The organism is Parabacteroides sp., from assembly GCF_977054455.1.
Genome location: NZ_CDRTCT010000001.1, coordinates 52275 through 67412, shown reverse-complemented (window position 1 = coordinate 67412; position 15138 = coordinate 52275). Strand labels below are relative to the sequence as shown.

The following is a 15138-nucleotide window of genomic DNA, read 5'->3' as shown; positions in this document are numbered from 1 at the left end:
GTCTTCACGGCAATAAACCGGCAAATAAATAAAAAAAGCCGTTTTTCACCCTCTAAAAAGAAGCTTCTAAATCTTACAACCGGGAGGCTGTCCAATTGTGAAATAATCTTTTATTTACAATAAGGGGTAGATACAATTAATCCTACCTGCATTTTTATGTTGCACGATCAAGCGATATTCTTCCGGCCGGCTCTCCAGCACAAAAGTCCCGTCTGCCTCTGAAATAGAAGCGCTTATATAAGTAGAATCTATTGCCTGCAAAACGATGGTCACACCGTCTACCGGTTGGTTTTCATTGTCCGTAACCTTTCCTGTGATATTCTGTGCCTGCAAGGAGGCAACAAAGAATAATAGTAAAATACCGATCCCGATTTTCATCTAATATAAAGTTTGTATTAATTTCCACTCTCCCTTAACAAGGGGTATTCATCACTCACCGGACATAATCAGCTGTCCATCATTTTCTAATACGCCGTAAACATACATAATTAATCGAAAAGAACAGCAAGTATTAAAGAATATAATCCAATAGATGAGTAAGAGTCCAAAGGGAAATTCTATATTTGTATATAAATCATCTTTCTTTGTTTAACAGACAAATCAACCGTCATGAAAATACTCTGGATTTTACTAATCAGCTTGTTCCCCATTTACGGTATGGCGGAAAGCAGCATGCATATATACGACCTGCAGTGCGAATATCAAACCGCCCCTTTAGGCATCGACACGGAAACGCCACGTTTCTGTTGGAAACTGTCCGACAATGTACTAACCCGCGGACAAAAGCAAACCGCCTACCGGCTATTGATAGCCAGCAACCCCGCCCTGCTCGACCGGGACGAAGCTGATATCTGGGACAGCGGAACAATTTCTTCCAATCAATCCACTCTTATCGCCTACGAAGGGAAAAAGCTCCTTTCCGATCAAACTTATTATTGGAAGGTCCGGGCGTTCGACAAGAACAACCAAGCGACCGACTGGAGCCCGACCGCCCGTTTCTCTACCGGCCTGTTTTCATCCTCCGATTGGAAAAGCCAATGGATAAAACATCCCGACGCACCCGCCGAGCAACACATCTGGTTCCGGAAAAATTTCTCGTTGGCACAACCGGCAGAGGAAGCACTATTACACATTGCTTCGATGGGATATCACGAACTGTATATCAATGGCAAGAAAGCGGATGACCGTGTTTTGGCTCCTGCCCTCACACGGCTGGACAAACGGGTATTATACGTCACTTACGATATTACCCGGCTACTGAAAAGCGGTTCGAACACGATTGCGATCTGGTTCGGTCCCGGCTGGGCACGCTATAATTATTTTTCCGGCAGCATTCATCCGGCCCTGCGGGCACAGACCGATATCCGTACAAAAGACGGAAACCATCTCTCCATTCGTACGGACAACAGTTGGAAATGCTGCACCAGCAACAGCCGGAACATCGGCAAATATCAATATTCCGATATGGGAGGCGAATGTGTTGACGGCCGGAGATACGAGACAGATTGGAACAGTCCTGCTTTTGACGACAGACAATGGCAAGCAGCAGAAGAGACCTCCCTGAATGTCGCCCTGTCCGCCCAGATGATGGAACCAAGCCGCATCATCGAAACACTCCCGGCGCAAAAGATAACCGACACGATTCCCGGAATTTACAAAGTCGATATGGGAAAGAATTTCACCGGATGGCTGGAACTGAAGATGAACGGGATGGCTGCCGGCGACACCGTAGTGATCATGGTTGCCGACGATCCGGAAACCTTGCAGGATTTCGGTCAGCGCAACCTCTACATCTGCCGTGGGGAACCGGGCGAATCATTCCGCAACCGTTTCAATTTTATCGCCGGGCGCTATATCAATATCGAAGGCTTGAAACAAAAGCCCCACACGTCGGATATCAAAGGATATGTAATTGCAACCGACTTGCAACAGAGCGGGTATTTCAACTGTTCCGATGATTTGTTCAACCGGATATATGAAACGGATTTATGGACATACCGCATGTGCACGACGGAAGGCTACACCTCCGACTGCCCGCATCGCGAAAGGTTGGGATACGGGGAAGTCGCTTTCGCCACAGCATGGGGAATCGCCCTTCCCAACTACCGTTCTGCCGCCTATTTGGCCAAACATGTCCGCGACTGGACAGATGTACAGGAATGGACCGGCTGGATACATCATACGGCCCCGCAAATCAACGAGCATTATGGCGGACCGATGTGGAGCAGTGCCGGATTGAATATCAGTTGGGAATATTACCTGACATACGGAGATAAACGGATTCTGGAAACAGTCTATAATTCTGCCAGACAATGGCTCGAATACCTGTATCAGCACAGTGCATGGGGATTACTTGAAGCCTATGCCGGCGGGGGTAAATTCCTGGGTGACTGGGCAGCTCCCGAACAGAGGAAGGAATTTGGCGGAACACCGGAGTCATTCTTCTTTAACAACTGCGTCTATGCCATGAACCTGGAAACCGTTGCACAAATCGCAGAACGGTTGGAGAAACCCGAAGATGCCGCCCTTTACCGGAAAAGGCTGGACGCACTGAAAAAAAAGATACAATCCCAATTCTTCGACAAAGAAACCGGCTTATATATGGAAGGGAATCAAGTGCAAACAGCCTTCCCCCTGTTGAGAGAAATTACTCCAGACAGCCTCTACACAAACGTTCTTTCCCATTTCGAAAAGGAATTCACCTACAACCACCCGTACTTGGATATGGGAAGTTCCGGTCTCCCAGTCTTGCTGAAATTCCTGACCGAAAAACATGAATATAACGAAACGATGGCTCGTCACTTGTCCGAAACCAATGAACCCAGCTACGGTTATTTCCTGAAACGGGGCGAAACGACCTGGCCGGAATACTGGAATGTCGATGTGCCGAGCCGCATTCATACTTGTTATACAGGAATCGCATCCTGGTTCATTAAATGCGTAGGCGGCATCCGTCCCGATCCGGCTCATCCGGGATATCAACAGTTCATTATCAAGCCGTCGCCCGTCAGCTGCCTGAAATTTGCCCGGACAGAAACCGAATCTCTTTACGGCACGATCAAAAGCGAATGGAGCAAAAAAGAGAATCTGCTTAAATTGGATATATCGATCCCGATCAATACACAAGCAACCGTTTATCTTCCTGCGGAAGGGAGTTCCCACATCCGGGAAAACGGTCAACCTCTGGCAAGCTCCGAAGGCATCACAATCTTGAAGGAAACAGGAAAAGAATGTATTGTGAAACTCGAATCAGGGCATTATTCCTTCATTATGAAAAAAAATAACTAATTTTACTGACAGAAACCAAAGACATTCACAAGTATGCATATCATCTTATCTCCGGCCAAGACGATGGCCGGAACATCCAAAATAAAAGCTCCCGGCGGTACAATACCCCGGTTTAACCAGGAAGCGATCGAGATTGCATTGCACATGGCTCAATATCCCGCCGAAGAATTAGGCAAGATGCTAAAGCTCAGCCCCAAGTTGATGCTGGAAAGTTATAACCGTTTTCAGCATTTCCATTCTGCGGAAGAGAAACCGCTACAGGCTTTGTTAGCTTATACGGGTGTCGTATTCAAGAACATCCATCCCAAAGATTTTACTGAGGCGGACTTCCGCTTTGCCCAGGATCACCTGCGGTTCGTTTCCATCTGTTACGGTCTCCTTCGTCCGTTAGACCTGATCAAACCTTACCGGATGGAATATGATGTAAAACTGCCCGAATTAGGAGAAGGGAATATGTATGCTTACTGGCGTAGCCGGCAAACAGAACCGCTTATCGAAGAGGTGAAAGCCGACGACAACCTGCTGGTCAACCTGGGCAGCATGGACCTGCAACCATCATTCGACTGGAAAAAGATAGAACAATCCGTCCGTATCATCACACCGGATTTTAAAGTCTGGAAAAACGGTAAAGCCGGAACAATCGTGATCTACGCCAAGATGGCGCGTGGACAAATGACCCGTTACATCATTAAAAACCGGATTACCGATCCGGAAGCATTAAAAGGTTTTACCTGGGAAGGATTCCGGTACCGGGAAGAATTGTCCTCCGAAAACAACTGGGTTTTCTTGCAAGATTAAGATATCCTTGCAATAAACCGGCAGTATCGTCCGTTTATACAAAGGAATGGTTGGATAGTATTTTAAATTAGAAATGAGATGAGAAAAACCTTCAATCTTTTATTTATATGCCTGATGGCCTTATACGGCCGGATCGGATATCAAATGATCTGTAATACCGATTTGCCTCAATGCCAACCGGAAGGAAGCCTGTCCGATGTTGCCGAGGAGGTGATCGCCATTCCTTTGGAAACAAATGAACATTGTCCCTTGAAAAAGATCAAGATGATCAAGCGCGACCGGGAAGACATCTTCCTTGTCAGTGATCGTCGACTTTATCATTTCAACAGTTCCGGCCAATTTCTCGGACAAATAACGGCACACCGGCCGGGAACGGGACAGCCTGTCGAACTGGCCGATTACGCGGTCGATCCCGTCCACGACCGGCTGATCGTGATCGGCACCGGACATGAGGTGTATTATTACGATTACGACGGGCAACTCCTTTTCCAAAGCATTCTCCCTCAAGATGCTTCATGGAAAACGTTCGGGCATATGGCTTACTTTGACAACCACCTGTGGGCGACAATCGACTTGGTCAATTCAGAAAACAGACAAGCTCCGACAGTCGAACAATGGCTCTATAAGTTCGATCTCGGTTTTAAAGAAGTCGGGAAACGCAAACTGGACGCAGCCGACTTAGGACGGATGGATATCAATCACAAGACAGGTCCCGAAATAGCCGTCAAGGACGGGCACGTGTATGTACAAGCTCCATCCTTACAGCCGGCCCACATCTTGAACGACACACTCTATCTTATCAGTTGCAACCAGTTGGCCGTCACGGAGGACTATGCTAAGATTCTTCCCTTGCAGATCGGGACACGTTTTTTAGTCTCCACACACTACGATCCTACCTTGCCGGAACGCAGTTATACATTTTGTTACGACCAACTAAAGACAAAGGCATATAACGTGCAAGGAGGACTGGAAGACAATTTCTACAAGACAGGCAAGATTCCCGAACTTCAATCCATAGACCTTCAGAGCAACACCTACTGTTATTGTAAAAGCGGCAAAGAGCTCGCCTACTCTTTTCCCGACCGGACAGACAAAGGCAATCCCGTCTTATTTATAGTAAAAATGAAAGCCTGACTTCACGGCCAGGCTTTCATTTTTAGAAATCAGAATTAGAAAATCCGTCCACAAAGGCGTATCTTCATAACCGGATAAACAGTCAGCTTATCCATGACTTTCGAAAACGTATCGTCCGGATCGACTTCATCCAACAAATTGTCTACATTGCCATAGTCCGTATAGACATCCGGTTTGCCGTGGAACTGGACACCCAATTCGAACATCACGCCAAGCCGTTTCTTCGGTACGGCACGGCCGAACCCCAGTCCTACATACGGACGGAAATTTGAGACCTTCAAGCCGCCTGACACGTTACCGTCTTTGTCTACCGGAATCGTATAATCGCCGATAACGATACCGGCCTTGCCGGCTTCGGCTACCAATTCCTTCAATTCATCACTATGCCCGCTTATCTTCAGCAAAGTACCCCCACCGAAGTAAGCACCGGCAGCCAAAAAGAAAGAGCCTTTTTTAAACGGATAATAATTCACAAGCAATTCACCGGAAACCCGCTTGATGCTTCCTTCCATATCGATCGTAGAGGGGACATTCACGCCTTCGACCGCTTCCACATCGACATCCACATCCGTACTCATGCTGAAATTCGGCATAATGGAAAAGCCGCCACGTAAAGCAAAGTGGGGAGTGATGGGAGTCGCCACATTCACATCGATACCGGTAGTACCGACGCCCACGCCTACTGCTAAAGAATTAAACACTCCCAATTCCTTTTGGGCCATCACATTACTCACAATCGCGCCTGAGAAGGCCAACAAAATAACACAAAGTAGAGCTCTAAAACTTTTCATAATTTCTAAAAAATGTATTTGTATTGAAATAAAGTATGACAAAGGAAAGAAGAATTTTCGATATAAAGGCGGATATAAAATAAAAAAGAGAGTACTGAGGGTTAATAATCCCAGCACTCTCTTTTTTATTTTATAACAATGACGAACTTATTCTTCGTCTTCGCTTTCGTCTTCCTTCATATTGTGGAACACATTCTGGACGTCGTCGTCTTCTTCCAACTTCTCGATCAATTTTTCGATTGCTTCACGCTGCTCGGCTGTAACTTCTTTCAAGTCGTTCGGAATGCGTACAAATTCGCTACTTGTAATGTCGAAGCCATTTTCTTCGAGGTATTTCTGAATAGCGGAGTTCTGTGCAAATTCGCCGTAAATGACTACTTCATCTTCGTCTTCATCCAGTTCGTCTACACCGTAATCGATCAATTCCAGTTCCAGATCTTCCAGCGAGATACCTTCTTTTTTGGCAATATGGAATACACACTTATGATCGAACAGGAATTCGAGGCTACCGCTCGTACCAAGTGAACCGCCGTGTTTGTTGAAATAGCTACGAACGTTTGCCACCGTACGGGTCGTATTGTCGGTTGCCGTTTCTACGAAAATAGCGATACCGTGAGGTCCATAACCTTCGTAAGTCATTTCCTTATAACCGGAGAAATCTTTTTCGACCGCACGTTTGATAGCGCGTTCCACATTTTCCTTCGGCATGTTCTCTTTCTTGGCATTCTGCATCAATGCACGCAAATGCGGGTTGTTCTCAGGATCCGGACCACCTGCTTTTGCGGCTATCGTAATTTCTTTACCTAACTTAGTAAATACACGGGCCATATTGCCCCAACGCTTAAACTTTCTCGCTTTGCGAAACTCAAACGCTCTTCCCATGATTTATGATCTTTATTTTTTGATTTTTAATTCTTAATTTTCAATTATCTCAATTGTGCACCCAACTTCTGTTCCAGGTTCGTCCTGATCTTTTTCATGATAGCGTCGATCTGCTTATCATTCAAAGTCTTCCCTTCATCCTGCAGATAGAAGCTGACTGCATACGATTTCTTTCCTGCCGGCAGGTTCTTTCCTTCGTACACATCGAACAAAGCAACGCCTTTCAACAGTTTACGTTCGCTCTCGGTTGCGACCTTCTCAATTTCGGCAAATTGGACGTTCTTATCCAGCAACAGGGCGAGGTCGCGTTTTACAGCCGGGAACTTGGAGATTTCAGAGAAGGTAACCTTGCTCTTCTTGATTTCTTTCATCAACAATGTCCAGGAAAGTTCTGCATAATAGACTTCCGTTTCAATATCCATTTCTTTGCAGATCTTCGGGTTGACGATACCCATCGTACCCAACTGACGACCGGACGAAGTGGTAATGCTCAAACCTGCCGAATAGATATCGTTAGCCAGATTGCCGAAGATAACCTTCTGCAAGTTCACACCGAGCCGAACCAAGATATTTTCGACATACGCTTTCAGTTCGTAGACGGAAGACTTTTCATTCGGATGCGCCCAATTGTTATCCACACGGCTACCGCTCACCCACAAGCCCAAACGGTATTCTTCCGAGAATTCGGCCAATGTTTCACCTTCCTTCTTATGGTCGATATTGTAATCGTAGCAGTTTCCGAATTCAAAGAAACGGATATTGCCATTCTTGCGTTTCGCATTATGTTCGACACTTTCCAAGCCTCCGAACAACAACGTCTGGCGCATGCAATTCAGATCAGCGCTCAACGGATTCATCAACATCACACAGTGAGAAACCGGATAAGTGGAAAGATGGTCATAGTAAGCCGAGCGTGTCAGCGAGTTATTCAGAATCTCATTGAAACCGCAACCGCAAAGTTGTTCGGAAATCAGGTTCTGCAATTTATAACTGCGGTCGGTCGGAGTCTGATAACTCAGATTGGACTTCACATTGTCACTGAATTCCACATTATTATATCCGTAAATACGGAGAATATCTTCGATCACGTCGACATCGCGCTGTACATCGATACGATATACGGGCACATCGACCACCAGACCTTCAGCCGTTTCGGAAACGATCTTCATTTCCAAGCTATCCAGAATGCTCTTGACCGTTTCAACCGGAATCACCTTGCCGATCAACGTATTGACCTTGTTGTAAGTCAGTTCCACACGATAGGGGGCAACCGGAGCCGGATAGATATCCTGAATGGCGCCCGTAATCGTTCCGCCTGCCACTTCTTGAATCAACAGGGCGGCACGTTTCATCACTTCAACCGTCTGGTTCGGATCGAGGCCGCGTTCATAGCGGAAAGAAGCATCCGTATTCAGGCCGAAACGACGGGCTGTCTTACGAATCCAGGTCGGATGGAAAGTGGCGGCTTCCAGGAATACATTCTTGGTCTGTTCCGTCACGCCGGAATCGAGTCCGCCGAATACACCGGCGATACACATCGGCTCTTCCACATTGCAAATCATCAGGTCACGGTCGGTCAACGTACGTTCCACACCATCGAGCGTCACAAACTTGGAGCCTTCCGTCGCCGAGCGCACCACGACTTTATTGCCTTTGACCTTATCAGCATCGAAAGAGTGCAAAGGCTGTCCCACGCCGTGTAGGATATAGTTCGTGACATCCACCACATTATTAATAGGACGCATGCCGATCACCTTCAAGCGGTTCTGCAACCATTCCGGGCTTTCCTTAACGGTTACGCCTTTGATCGTGATGCCAGAATAGCGCAGGCAGGCTTCTTTATTTTCAACGACTACTTCGATAGCCGGAGTTTCGTCATCAATCTTGAAAGCATCCACACTCGGACGTTTCAGGTGGGCAGGCTTACCGTTCTGTTTCAAGTAAGCGGCGAGGTCGCGGGCTACGCCGAAATGAGAAGTGGCATCCACGCGGTTCGGCGTGATATCGACTTCCAGCACATAGTCGCTCTTCACATTATAATATTCTTTGACCGGAGTACCGACTACCGCATCAGCCGGCAGTACGATGATGCCTGCATGATCCGTCCCGATACCGATTTCATCTTCAGCACAGATCATGCCGTTCGATTCAACGCCACGGATCTTGGAACGCTTGATCGTAAAGCACTCGTCACCATCATACAATTTAGTGCCGTTTACAGCGACAACCACTTTCTGTCCGGCAGCCACATTCGGCGCGCCACAAACAATCTGAAGGGGTTCCGCGCCGCCTACATTCACGGTTGTAATGTGCAAGTGATCGGAATTCGGATGTTCTTCGCAAGTAAGAACTTCACCGATGACAAGTCCTTCCAATCCGCCTTTAATGGTTTGAACTTCTTCTACTCCACCGGTTTCCAAACCGATAGAGGTAAGTGCTGCTGCTACTTCATCAGGCTGTAAATCAAAATCAAGATAATCTTTCAGCCAATTGTAAGATATATTCATCGCTTTAAAATTTATTCAGTAAAGAGACGGGCCGTCCGGCCGACGCCAAATTGACGGACAAAAGTACAAATAATTATTTAAAATATGGGACAATAGCAAAACGAAAATATAGTTCCATGCCCATGGAACTAAAATTATACGAGCATGGAACTAAAATTCCATGCGGGAGAAATTATAATGAATAAATTTGTATCTTTGCGGCATGAGAAAGACATTTAAATCGGATTCGGTTCTTTAAACAATCTGTTCTTCCGATACAGATTGTCCCTTCGTTTGCTCTCGGAAATTCTTTTGAGAGTGTTTCTTTTATTATGATAATTCAAGTTTAATCTGTGTACAATAAAGAGAGCATTGTTATGCTTTCCGTATGCGCAATATTCATCAAGGCAATGAGTAACGAAAATAAAACGATTCACGATTTCGAACTTAATTTGATCTGTGACTTTTTTTCCAATATGGAACGGCAGGGACCCGGAAGTCCCGAAGTGACACTGAAAGCATTGAGCTTTATAGATAATCTCACCGATACATCCCTTATCGCCGACATCGGATGCGGGACAGGCGGCCAAACAATGGTATTGGCCGGACATGCACCAGGACAAATCACCGGGGTCGACCTCTTTCCCGGCTTTATTGAGATCTTCAATCGTAATGCGAAACGGTCAGGCTGGCAAGACAGAGTAAAAGGGATCGTCGGATCAATGGATAACCTTCCCTTTCAGGAAGAGGAATTTGATCTGATCTGGTCGGAAGGTGCCATTTATAATATCGGCTTTGAACGGGGCTTGAAGGAATGGCGTAAATATTTGAAAAAAGGAGGTTATATCGCTGTTTCTGAAAGCTCGTGGTTTACAGACGAACGTCCTAAGGAAATCAACGATTACTGGGTAGATGCATATCCTGAAATAGACACGATTCCCAACCAGGTTGCCAAGATATACAAGGCTGGATATCTGCCTGTTGCCACATTCGTTCTGCCTGAGACCTGCTGGACAGAGCATTATTTTGTTCCCAAGATTGCAGCCCGGAAGATCTTTCTTAGTAAATATGCAGGAAATAAAACCGCCGAAGAATTCAGCGCACTTCAATCTTCAGAAGAAGTTCTATATCGCAAGTATAAAGAATTTTACGGATATACCTTCTTCATCGCAAAGAAGACTGACGATGACTGTATTTAAGTGAAAGTGCTCACGATCTTTTAGGCACGGATTCACTCGGTAATCCGTGCCTAAATTATGGCTATACCTCCTTATATTTTGCGGACTACCATAAATCTCCTACCTTTGTATCCTAAATCTGAAATAATATATGATGCGCATAGATATACTGACCGTACTTCCCGAAATGATCGAAGGAATGGTGAACTGCTCTATCGTGAAACGGGCACAGGACAAAGGTTTGGCTGAAATACATCTACATAATCTGCGGGATTACACGACCAACAAATGGCGGCGCGTGGACGATTATCCTTTCGGAGGTGAAGCCGGCATGGTAATGCAGATCGAGCCTATCGACCGGGCCATCTCGGCTTTGAAAAGCGAAAGGGAATATGATGAAGTCATTTACACATCACCGGACGGGGAAACCTTCAACCAGCCGATGGCAAACAGCATGTCGATGCTGGAGAATCTGATCATCCTTTGCGGGCATTACAAAGGGATCGACTACCGCATCCGCGAGCACCTGATCACAAAAGAAATATCCGTTGGCGATTATGTCCTGACTGGAGGCGAACTGGCTGCCGCCATCATTACAGATGCTGTCGTACGCCTCATCCCCGGAGCAATCGGCGACGAACAAAGCGCCCTCTCCGACTCATTCCAGGATGATTTGCTGGCTCCTCCGGTCTATACCCGGCCAGCCGATTACAACGGTTGGAAAGTACCCGAAGTCCTCTTGTCCGGACACCAACGCAAGATTGAAGAATGGCGCTTGCAACAAGCCCAGGAAAGGACTGCCCGGTTACGCCCCGATTTATTGAAGTAGACGTTCTACTTCTGCTCTACCACGAGATTATAGATAAACGCATATTCATACGTGTGCTTTTCCGCAGTAGCGCCGTTCACGGGGTTGATCTTTTCTTCAATCGTCATGCCAGTGATATAATCGCCGGTCAACGTATAGCGGAATGTATATTCGGCGCAGATATCCGTTGCCTCGGAGACATTATACCAATAGGCACGGGTCGGCAGATCCCGATTCATCTTCCCATACAACAGGTTGATCGGTGAAATCACATCAAAACCGACCGGTTGAAATGAATTGACAACCCGGAACGGGAAGTTTTCCGGACGCAATTGGGAATTATATTCATATGTAATCTCTTTCTGTGGCAGGAAAGCGTAGTGCACCACGTTTCCGTTTTCCCATGAATAGCGATCCACTTCACCCATTTCTCTCTTCTGATATCCCGAACCGTTCTCGTTCGGCCACTGTCTAACCTGCGAGACCGATTTCAACCAATTGGAATTATACGTGTACCTGTTTTCTGCCGCCGTATAGACAACATTACTCATATACTTGTTTTCGGATTTTTCTTCCTTGGTCGCAATCATATTTCCGCTCAACGTGTAAACCGTATGAACAAACGGATTAGTCATAGAGCCGTCGACCATTTTCACGCCGCTTACGGAAATCGTCTTATCAACTATAATATAATTATCGGTAAACTGATTTCCTTCCGTATTCAATACTATCCGATTGATTTGTTTGTCCTGGTCGTAAGTAATATCCGCGCTAAAAAAAGCATTCCCGTCTTTCGTACATGTCACGTTCGTCAGTTTATTCAACTCAGGAACAGACGGCTTATCATCATCTCCGCAAGACACAAGTCCCGCCGCTATCAAAAGCATGCTTAAAAATTTCTTCATCTCTCTTTCTTTTTATTATTCGATCTTACAAAAATAGGACATTTGCAAAAATAACGGACGAAGTAACCTATTTTAAGTAATTCTACTTGAAGTAATGCAAGTAAACCATTAGCTTTGCAACATAATTTATCACAATAAATAGCTAATAACAAACATCTTACAATAAGATAAAACGTAAATCATACAATATCTAAAATTTAATAACATGAGAATGAAACATCTGACGGTGGCAGCACTAACATTATTGCTGTCTGTTTCTTGTAGCCAAAGACAAGAAGAGTATCCGTTTCGCAACCCAGATCTCCCTATCGACGAACGCATAGACGACCTCTTGAAGCGTCTGACCGCCGAAGAGAAGGTCGGACAAATGATGAATACGACTCCGGCAATCGAACGCCTCGGTATTCCCGAATACGATTGGTGGAACGAGGCCTTGCACGGTGTCGCACGCGCCGGAAAAGCGACCGTTTTCCCGCAGGCAATCGCGATGGCGGCAACTTTCGATGACGATGCCCTATACGAGACATTCACGATGGTGAGCGACGAAGCTCGCGCCAAATACCATCAGTATCAAAGGGATAAAGAATACGACCGCTACAAAGGCTTGACCTTCTGGACCCCGAACATCAACATCTTCCGTGATCCCCGCTGGGGCCGCGGCATGGAGACATACGGAGAAGACCCGTACCTGACGGAGCGGATGGGCGTTGCCGTAGTGAAAGGCTTGCAGGGAGACGATCCGAAATACTTCAAGACACATGCATGCGCCAAGCATTATGCCGTCCATAGCGGGCCGGAATGGAACCGTCACGAATTTGATGTCACGGTAACGCCCCGCGATTTATGGCAAACCTACCTGCCGGCTTTCGAGGCTCTGGTGAAAGAAGGGAATGTGCAGGAAGTCATGTGCGCCTACAACCGCTATCAAGGCAAGCCCTGTTGCAGCAGTGACAAACTGCTCATCGACATCCTTCGGAACAGTTGGGGATATGAAAACATCATCCTTTCCGACTGCGGTGCGATCAACGACTTCTGGCAACGGGACGAACGTACGCCCCGCCACGAAACCCATCCCGATGCGGAAAGCGCTTCGGCCGATGCCGTCCTGAGCGGAACGGACCTGGAATGCGGCAACAGCTACCGGGCTTTGATCAAAGCCCTGAAGGACGGGAAGATATCCGAAAACGATCTGGATGTTTCCCTCCGCCGCCTGCTGAAAGGTCGCTTCGAACTGGGCATGTTCGATCCGGACGAACGGGTTCCATACGCCCAAATCCCGTACAGCGTGGTGGAAAGCCCCGAACATGTGGCACAAGCACTCGAAATGGCACATAAGAGCATGGTATTGCTGAAGAACAAGAACAACACGTTGCCGCTGAGCAAAACAATCCGGAAAATTGCAGTTGTCGGTCCGAATGCCGCCGACTCGACCATGCTTTGGGCCAACTACAACGGTTTCCCGACGCATACCGTAACGATACTGGAAGGGATCCGCAACAAAGTGCCCGATACTGAAGTAATCTACGAATTAGGATGCAATCATGCCGCCGACTTCGTCATCCAGGACTTGGGCAACCACATCACCTCTCCAGCCGGACAGGGATTCGCCTCCGAATTCTTCAACAATACGGAATTCAAGGGGGAAGCCGCTTACAAAGGTTTGGCAAGCCAGCTGCATTATACGACAGGTGGAAACACGCAGTTCGCACCGAACGTAAACCTGACGAATTTCACGGCACGTTTTACCGGCGAGTTTGAAGCGCCTGAGACGGAACAGGTCGAGATCAAGTTGTCGGGAAACGACGCCTTCCGTCTCTTTATCGGAGATGAAAAAGTCGCCGAAGTATGGGAAAACGAATACGGAGCGGAAAAGACCTATACGCTGAATGCGGAAAAAGGAAAGAAATACCCTGTCAAGATCGAATATATGCAACGCGCGGGAAGCGCCGACCTCAATTTCCAGATCGGTACGCGGCGACCTGTCGATTATGCCGCCACGGCCGCCAAAGTCAAAGATGCGGATGTGATCGTCTATGTCGGAGGTATTTCTCCCCGCCTGGAAGGCGAAGAAATGCCGGTCAACGTGGAAGGCTTCAAAAAAGGAGACCGAACCAATATCGAAATACCGAAAGTGCAGCAAGAAATGGTAAAAGCGCTGAAAGCGACGGGTAAACCCATCGTTTACGTGCTTTGTACGGGTAGCGCCCTGGCTTTGAACTGGGAAGACGCCAACATCGACGCCATCCTGAACGCCTGGTATGGCGGGCAGGAAGCTGGGACAGCGGTTGCCGACATCCTGTTTGGCGACTACAACCCGTCAGGCCGCCTGCCGGTCACATTCTACAAGTCGATCGACCAGTTGCCGGACTTCGAAGATTATAGCATGAAAGGCCGTACCTATCGCTATATGACCGAAACGCCGCTTTATCCGTTCGGATACGGCTTGAGCTACACGGACTTTGCCTATCGGAATGCAAAGCTGTCTTCCGGCAAGATCGCCAAAGACCAATCCGTCACACTGACATTCGACATTGCCAACACCGGTAAAACGGATGGCGATGAAGTCGCACAAGTCTATATTAAAAACCCGAACGATCCGGCAGGGCCGATCAAGGCGTTGAAGGCATTCTTGCGTGTCCACGTAAAAGCCGGCGAAAGCCAGGAAGCCAACATCGAACTGGCTCCCGAAGCCTTCCACTCTTTTAACGACAATACGCAAACGATGGAAGTCCGTCCCGGAAAGTACCAGATACTTTACGGCGGTTCATCCGACGACAAAGCGTTGCAGCAATTAGAGCTGACAATCGAATAAAAAACAAATGCCTCAGGCCTCCGGATCATCCGGAAAAGCCTGCGGCATTCTATCTA

At 47.1% G+C, this 15138-nt stretch carries 11 protein-coding genes; 6 read left to right on the top strand and 5 right to left on the bottom strand.

The window, feature by feature from the left end; all coding sequences use genetic code 11:
• Positions 1 to 114 precede the first annotated feature (114 nt).
• On the bottom strand, positions 115 to 378 hold the full coding sequence (locus ACW6QF_RS00220; protein WP_456086376.1) for a carboxypeptidase-like regulatory domain-containing protein: 264 nt from the start codon (positions 376 to 378) through the stop codon (positions 115 to 117).
• Between the two features lie 231 nt (positions 379 to 609).
• Between ACW6QF_RS00220 and ACW6QF_RS00215 the strand changes: the two genes are divergently transcribed.
• The 3 genes from ACW6QF_RS00215 (at position 610) to ACW6QF_RS00205 (ending at position 5220) form a co-directional block, all read left to right on the top strand.
• Positions 610 to 3288, top strand: a complete 2679-nt coding sequence (locus ACW6QF_RS00215; RefSeq protein WP_456086375.1) for a family 78 glycoside hydrolase catalytic domain — start codon at positions 610 to 612, stop codon at positions 3286 to 3288.
• Between the two features lie 33 nt (positions 3289 to 3321).
• Entirely contained in the window at positions 3322 to 4086 is a 765-nt protein-coding gene (yaaA, locus tag ACW6QF_RS00210; RefSeq protein ID WP_456086374.1) for a peroxide stress protein YaaA, read from the top strand.
• A gap of 78 nt (positions 4087 to 4164) precedes the next feature.
• Entirely contained in the window at positions 4165 to 5220 is a 1056-nt protein-coding gene (locus ACW6QF_RS00205; RefSeq protein WP_298546545.1) for a 6-bladed beta-propeller, read from the top strand.
• 35 nt (positions 5221 to 5255) lie between these two features.
• On the opposite strand, the gene ACW6QF_RS00200 is transcribed toward ACW6QF_RS00205, so the two are convergent.
• From ACW6QF_RS00200 to pheT, 3 genes are all read right to left on the bottom strand, one after another.
• Positions 5256 to 6011 (bottom strand): hypothetical protein, encoded by a 756-nt coding sequence (locus ACW6QF_RS00200; protein ID WP_456086373.1) that lies wholly within the window; start codon positions 6009 to 6011, stop codon positions 5256 to 5258.
• A 147-nt stretch (positions 6012 to 6158) separates the two neighbouring features.
• Positions 6159 to 6893: a YebC/PmpR family DNA-binding transcriptional regulator gene (locus ACW6QF_RS00195; RefSeq protein ID WP_298546549.1), complete on the bottom strand. Its 735-nt coding sequence runs from the start codon at positions 6891 to 6893 to the stop codon at positions 6159 to 6161.
• 44 nt (positions 6894 to 6937) lie between these two features.
• Positions 6938 to 9400 carry a phenylalanine--tRNA ligase subunit beta gene (gene pheT, locus ACW6QF_RS00190; RefSeq protein WP_456086372.1) on the bottom strand — a complete coding sequence of 821 codons (2463 nt, stop codon included), beginning with the start codon at positions 9398 to 9400 and terminating at the stop codon, positions 6938 to 6940.
• Between the two features lie 356 nt (positions 9401 to 9756).
• Between pheT and ACW6QF_RS00185 the strand changes: the two genes are divergently transcribed.
• Positions 9757 to 10578: a class I SAM-dependent methyltransferase gene (locus tag ACW6QF_RS00185; protein WP_456086371.1), complete on the top strand. Its 822-nt coding sequence runs from the start codon at positions 9757 to 9759 to the stop codon at positions 10576 to 10578.
• Between the two features lie 133 nt (positions 10579 to 10711).
• Positions 10712 to 11386 (top strand): tRNA (guanosine(37)-N1)-methyltransferase TrmD, encoded by a 675-nt coding sequence (gene trmD, locus ACW6QF_RS00180; RefSeq protein ID WP_456086485.1) that lies wholly within the window; start codon positions 10712 to 10714, stop codon positions 11384 to 11386.
• A 5-nt stretch (positions 11387 to 11391) separates the two neighbouring features.
• On the opposite strand, the gene ACW6QF_RS00175 is transcribed toward trmD, so the two are convergent.
• Positions 11392 to 12270, bottom strand: a complete 879-nt coding sequence (locus ACW6QF_RS00175) for a DUF5032 domain-containing protein (RefSeq protein ID WP_456086370.1) — start codon at positions 12268 to 12270, stop codon at positions 11392 to 11394.
• Between the two features lie 205 nt (positions 12271 to 12475).
• On the opposite strand from ACW6QF_RS00175, the gene xyl3A reads away from it, so the two are divergent.
• Positions 12476 to 15082: a xylan 1,4-beta-xylosidase gene (gene xyl3A / locus ACW6QF_RS00170; protein ID WP_298546557.1), complete on the top strand. Its 2607-nt coding sequence runs from the start codon at positions 12476 to 12478 to the stop codon at positions 15080 to 15082.
• The last annotated feature ends 56 nt before the right edge of the window (positions 15083 to 15138 follow it).

What these genes read in the sequence shown, in the direction of transcription:
- ACW6QF_RS00220 (WP_456086376.1), bottom strand. Translation starts at nt 378, where the DNA reads ATGAAAATCGGGATCGGTATTTTACTATTATTCTTTGTTGCCTCCTTG.
- ACW6QF_RS00215 (WP_456086375.1), top strand. Translation starts at nt 610, where the DNA reads ATGAAAATACTCTGGATTTTACTAATCAGCTTGTTCCCCATTTACGGT.
- yaaA (WP_456086374.1), top strand. Translation starts at nt 3,322, where the DNA reads ATGCATATCATCTTATCTCCGGCCAAGACGATGGCCGGAACATCCAAA.
- ACW6QF_RS00205 (WP_298546545.1), top strand. Translation starts at nt 4,165, where the DNA reads ATGAGAAAAACCTTCAATCTTTTATTTATATGCCTGATGGCCTTATAC.
- ACW6QF_RS00200 (WP_456086373.1), bottom strand. Translation starts at nt 6,011, where the DNA reads ATGAAAAGTTTTAGAGCTCTACTTTGTGTTATTTTGTTGGCCTTCTCA.
- ACW6QF_RS00195 (WP_298546549.1), bottom strand. Translation starts at nt 6,893, where the DNA reads ATGGGAAGAGCGTTTGAGTTTCGCAAAGCGAGAAAGTTTAAGCGTTGG.
- pheT (WP_456086372.1), bottom strand. Translation starts at nt 9,400, where the DNA reads ATGAATATATCTTACAATTGGCTGAAAGATTATCTTGATTTTGATTTA.
- ACW6QF_RS00185 (WP_456086371.1), top strand. Translation starts at nt 9,757, where the DNA reads ATGCTTTCCGTATGCGCAATATTCATCAAGGCAATGAGTAACGAAAAT.
- trmD (WP_456086485.1), top strand. Translation starts at nt 10,712, where the DNA reads ATGCGCATAGATATACTGACCGTACTTCCCGAAATGATCGAAGGAATG.
- ACW6QF_RS00175 (WP_456086370.1), bottom strand. Translation starts at nt 12,270, where the DNA reads ATGAAGAAATTTTTAAGCATGCTTTTGATAGCGGCGGGACTTGTGTCT.
- xyl3A (WP_298546557.1), top strand. Translation starts at nt 12,476, where the DNA reads ATGAGAATGAAACATCTGACGGTGGCAGCACTAACATTATTGCTGTCT.